This window comes from Mesorhizobium sp. M1E.F.Ca.ET.063.01.1.1 (assembly GCF_003998155.1).
Lineage (GTDB): Bacteria > Pseudomonadota > Alphaproteobacteria > Rhizobiales > Rhizobiaceae > Mesorhizobium.
Window position 1 is genome coordinate 1 of sequence record NZ_RZSC01000430.1, and the last position, 5,095, is coordinate 5,095.

Below are 5,095 nucleotides of genomic sequence, written 5' to 3' on the forward strand. Positions count from 1 at the left end.
GCGGCGGCGATGGCCGAGGCGCGGCCGTCCTTCTGCCAGACGTCGGCGGGAGCGGCGTCGACAACGGCGACGGCAAGGCTCGGGCGCGCCTGCTTCATCGACACGGCGGTGGCCAGGCCGACATAGCCGGCGCCCGCCACCAGCACGTCCAGCGAGGCTTCGCCTGCTTCATCCGCCTTGACCATGCCACTTTCCTTTCGCGGCTTGCGGCCGCAGCGGCGGCCATAGCAGCTTGACTGCCTGCCTGTCCTGTCCGAAACCGGCCATGTCACATCTTTGAAGGACGTGGAACATGACGGCGGCCATGGACGAACTCCTCGACATTCTCGACCTCGAGCAGCTCGAACACAACCTGTATCGTGGTCGCAGCCCAAAGCTGGACTGGCAGCGGGTGTTCGGCGGCCAGACCATCGCCCAGGCGCTGGTCGCCGCCCAGCGCACGGTCGAGCCCGAGCGCCACGTGCACTCGCTGCACGGCTATTTCATGCGGCCGGGCGATACCAAGGTGCCGATCGTCTACGAGGTCGACCGCATCCGCGACGGCGGCTCCTTCACCACGCGCCGGGTGGTGGCGATCCAGCATGGCCAGGCGATCTTCTCGCTGGAGGCCTCGTTCCAGCAGGACGAAGTGGGGCTGGAGCATCAACTGCCGATGCCGCGCGACGTGCCGGCGCCCGACACGCTTTTGTCGCAGCGCGAGCTTTTGGGCAAATTCGGCGGGGCTGTGCCGGAAGGCATCAAGCGCTATTGGGAGCGCGACCGGCCGATCGAGATGAAGCCGGTGATGCTGAAGCACTATACCAGCCGCGAGAAGCTGGAGCCGGAGCAGAACATCTGGATCCGCACCACCGGTCCGGTGCCGGAGGACCGCGCCACGCAGGCGGCCGTGCTCGCCTATCTCTCCGACATGACGCTGCTCGATACCTCGACTTTCGCGCATGGTCGCGCCATTTTCGATCGCGACATCCAGGCGGCCAGCCTCGACCATGCGATGTGGTTCCACCGCAGCCATTCGCTGGACGACTGGATCCTCTACACGCAGGACAGCCCCTCGACGCAAGGCTCGCGCGGTTTCACCCGCGGATCGCTGTTCGCGCGCGACGGGACCCTGATCGCCTCGGTCGCCCAGGAAGGCCTCATCCGGCTGCGGCGCTGAACAGGCCAAACTCTCTTCCGCCGTGGGCGCGCCCTTCGTCGCGCAAAAGAAATCCGCCTGGCCTGATTTTACGCGGAATTCTTGCGTCAACCCACTGCCGCTGCCCACAGTTGCGCCATAGGCTTGCGAAATAGGCATTTTTGAAAATTTGCCTATTTTTTAATCAGGCAGCCAACCGTCGCTTTGGGCAGTCACTGGTTCCGGCAGCGCCGTTCCCTTTGTTTACAACAGGTTAACGCCCTGCTTCGGCAATTGGCATGAAGTTTGAATCCTGTTCGGCACTCTCCGGCTCTCCTCGGGATCGGTGAAGGTGTGCAAACGCGGGGGACCGCAACAGCAAAGGGTGAAACCTTATGAAAATCGTGATGGCAATCATCAAGCCGTTCAAGCTCGACGAGGTGCGCGAAGCGCTCACCGCCGTTGGCATCCAGGGCCTGACCGTCACCGAAGTCAAAGGCTACGGGCGTCAGAAGGGACATACGGAAATCTATCGCGGCGCGGAATACGCGGTCAGCTTCCTGCCCAAGATCAAGATCGAGGTCGCCGTCGGCGCCGACATGGTCGACAAGGCCGTCGAAGCCATCACCGCGGCCGCCAAGACCGGCCAGATCGGCGACGGCAAGATCTTCGTCTTCGGCATCGACCAGGCGGTGCGCATCCGCACCGGCGAAACAGACACCGACGCGCTCTGAGCGGCGACCAGCTATTCCAACGGAGAGTTCAATGAACATACCTTCCACCTTGAAGACGACGGGACGCGCGGCCGCGCTCGGTGCGCTCGCTCTCGCAGTATTCGGCACCGTCGCCGCCTTCGCGCAGGAAGCGGCTCCGGCAGCGCCGGCCGCACCTGCCGCGCCGACCCCGGTCCTCGACACCGGCAACACCGCCTGGATGCTGACCTCGACGGCGCTGGTGCTGATGATGACCATTCCGGGCCTGGCGCTGTTCTACGGCGGCATGGTGCGCAAGAAGAACGTGCTCGCCACCATCATGCAGAGCTTTGCCATCACCTGCCTGGTGACGGTGCTGTGGTTCATGTTCGGCTATTCGCTGGCCTTCTCCGACGGCGGCGCCACGAACGCCTATCTCGGCGGCTTCTCGAAATTCTTCCATCACGGCATCACCACCTCGACGCTGTGGCTGCCGGGCGTGGCGAACATTCCCGAATTCGTCTTCTCGATGTTCCAGTTGACCTTCGCCATCATCACGCCGGCGCTGATCGCCGGCGCCTTCGCCGAGCGCATGAAGTTCTCGGCGCTGCTGATCTTCATGGGCCTGTGGCTGGTCTTCGTCTATGCGCCGATCGCGCACTGGGTGTGGGGCGGCGGCTTCCTCGGTTCGGCCGGCGTTCTCGACTTTGCCGGCGGCACGGTCGTCCACATCAACGCCGGTGTCGCGGGCCTGGTCTGCGCGCTCGTCCTCGGCAAGCGCGAGGGCTACGGCACCACCAACATGGCACCGCATAACCTCGTCTATTCGGTGATCGGCGCCTCGCTGCTGTGGGTCGGCTGGTTCGGCTTCAACGCGGGTTCCGAGCTCGCCGCCGACGGCCTCGCGGGTGCGGCGATGATGAACACGCAGGTTGCCACCGCCGCCGCGGCGCTGGCCTGGATGTTCGCCGAATGGATCGTCGCCAAGAAGCCCTCGGTGCTCGGCATCATCTCGGGCGCCGTCGCCGGCCTGGTCGCGGTGACGCCGGCTTCCGGCTTCGTCAACCCGACCGGCGCGTTCATCATCGGCATCGTCGCCGGCGTGCTCTGCTACATCTCGGCCGTCAAGGTGAAGCACATGTTCGGCTATGACGACTCGCTCGATGCCTTCGGCGTGCACGGCGTCGGCGGCGTCATCGGTGCGCTGCTCACCGGCGCGCTCGCCGATCCGGAGATCAACGCGCTCGGCAAGGGCGCTTCGGTCGTCACGCAGGTCTACGGCATCGTCTTCACCATCCTGTGGACGGCGATCGCCACCTTCGTGATCCTCTTCATCGTCAAGGCGCTGGTCGGCCTGCGTCCGAGCAGCCAGGAAGAGGTCGAGGGTCTCGACGTCACCCAGCACGGCGAAGTGGTGCCGTAAGGCCGGCTTTGCCAAAGGGCCGGCGGATCCTCCTCCCGCCGGCCCGAATATCAACGAAAGCCGTGCAGCGGTTTTCTGGAGTTACTCCAAGATCCCGTCGTGACGCTCTCGAAAGGGGCTCACGCCTTGAGGCCCGGAAGATCTTCCGGGCCTCCTTTTTTTGCGTGGCGTCAGGCGGATTTCAATCACATTCACTTGATCGCGCCGGTATGAAACGTTGGGCTTTGTGGTTCCGTACTGAGAGAACGACCGCCAAGGAGGCGCTCGCCAAACAAGAGGGAAGGAACCAACCAATGAAATTCAAGACTATCTTCCTGGGAGCAATGGCTCTGTCGATGGTCAGCGGAGTGGCACTTGCTGGCGCGCTCGACGAGCCTGACAACATGGCGCCGTTCTTCACCGATTCCAGCATGAAGACCATGAAATCCGAAGCCGACTTCAAGGCGGCCTGGGCCTCGACGGCGAAGGACAAACAGGACGCCATGATGAAGGAGTGCCAGGACGCGGCGATGAGCAAGCCCCACGCCGAATTCTGCGCCAACCTGATGATGTACGCCGGTCACAAGTAGTTCTGCGGGAGATCGGGTCCTGACGGGCCTGATCGTTTCGTCATTCAAGCAGAAAAATGGCGGGCCGCCAGGCCCGCCATCCTTGTCTCTACCTATTTGACTGTGCGCCATCGTCGGTAAAAAGCCATGGTTAATGCGGCCTTAACCTTCCCCCCGATAGTCTGGCAGCCGAATCTCCCGGCATGCGCCACGCATCCGGCCAGGCACTGACTTACGGGGAAGAGGCATGCGTTCAGGCGCTTCAGCACCGCTCGCGCTGACCGATACGGGGCACGGCATCCAGGCATTCGCACGGCGCCAGGTCGGGCGGCTGGTCGGCGCCGGCCTGTTCGTGTTCACCGCTTTCGGCGTCGCCAGCCTCGCCACCTGGAACGTCGCCGATCCGAGCTTCTCGCACGCCACCAACAACATCGTCACCAACGCCATGGGCTATGCCGGCGCGGTGTTTTCCGACCTCGCCATGCAGTTCTTCGGCCTTGCCGCCGTCGCCGGCCTGGTACCGGCGGTGGTCTGGGGTTTTCTTCTCTTTTCCGCGCGCGGCGTCGACAGGCTGCCGAAACGCGGGCTTGCCTGGTTCGGCTATGCGCTGCTCGCGGCGGCCATCGCCGGTTGCGTGACGCCGCCCAACACCTGGCCGCTGCCCACCGGCCTTGGCGGCGTGTTCGGCGACATGGTGCTGAAGATCCCGGGGATCGCCGTCGGCGGCTATCCGAAGGGCCTTTTCGCCACCATGATCGCCGTCGTGCTTGCCGCGCCGGCGCTCTGGCTGTTCGCCTATGGCTCGGCGCTGATTTCGCGCAAGAACGGCTTTGCGGTCATGGAGCGGGCCGCCCAGCCCGATCCGCGCGAGCAGGACGACCTGCTGTTCAGCGAGGATGACGACGAAGGCGACGAAGGCATATTGGCGCTCGGCGCCATCACCCATTGGTGGCTGTCGTTCCGCGCCTTCCTGCACCGCCGCGCCGCGCGCCGCAGGCAGGAGCGCGACGAGTTCGAGCCGCAGATGGAACCGCGGGCCAGTGCCTGGCGCCGCGCCGCCGAACGGGTCGAATCGGCCGAGTTCGCCGAGGCCCGGATGAGCCCCGGCGGCCGCGCCCGCGTCGAGCCGGAATTCTTCGCCGCCATGGTCAACGACCGCAGCGCCTCGGTCGATCCGGTCGACGACGATGACTTCGCCGACGAAGAGGAAGAGGCCGACCTCGACGATTTCGACGACGAGCAGCCTGTGCAGCGCCGCGCCAACGTGCGCAACTTCCGCTCGGACGCGGCGACCCGCGTACAGGCGCCGGCGCCCCGC

5 protein-coding genes and 1 pseudogene are annotated in these 5,095 nt (G+C 64.9%); 5 read left to right on the forward strand and 1 reads right to left on the reverse strand.

Going from position 1 to position 5,095, the window contains the following annotated elements; genetic code table 11:
- A pseudogene (locus EOA29_RS24555) lies at window positions 1-185 on the reverse strand (FAD-dependent oxidoreductase); the annotation flags it as partial.
- Between the two features lie 107 nt (window positions 186-292).
- On the opposite strand from EOA29_RS24555, the gene tesB reads away from it, so the two are divergent.
- The 5 genes from tesB to EOA29_RS24580 form a co-directional block, all read left to right on the forward strand.
- The gene (gene tesB / locus EOA29_RS24560) at window positions 293-1,156 is read left to right on the forward strand and encodes an acyl-CoA thioesterase II (protein WP_126091222.1); all 864 of its coding nucleotides are present in this window, start codon (window positions 293-295) and stop codon (window positions 1,154-1,156) included.
- A gap of 353 nt (window positions 1,157-1,509) precedes the next feature.
- Window positions 1,510-1,848: a P-II family nitrogen regulator gene (locus EOA29_RS24565; protein ID WP_006327120.1), complete on the forward strand. Its 339-nt coding sequence runs from the start codon at window positions 1,510-1,512 to the stop codon at window positions 1,846-1,848.
- A gap of 31 nt (window positions 1,849-1,879) precedes the next feature.
- Window positions 1,880-3,229, forward strand: coding sequence for an ammonium transporter (locus EOA29_RS24570; protein ID WP_126091223.1), 1,350 nt, complete (start codon window positions 1,880-1,882; stop codon window positions 3,227-3,229).
- Between the two features lie 293 nt (window positions 3,230-3,522).
- Complete coding sequence (locus tag EOA29_RS24575) at window positions 3,523-3,798, forward strand: hypothetical protein (RefSeq protein WP_126091224.1); 276 nt, start codon at window positions 3,523-3,525, stop codon at window positions 3,796-3,798.
- A 226-nt stretch (window positions 3,799-4,024) separates the two neighbouring features.
- Window positions 4,025-5,095: DNA translocase FtsK 4TM domain-containing protein (locus tag EOA29_RS24580; RefSeq protein WP_189478974.1), on the forward strand; the 1,071-nt coding region annotated here is incomplete at its 3' end.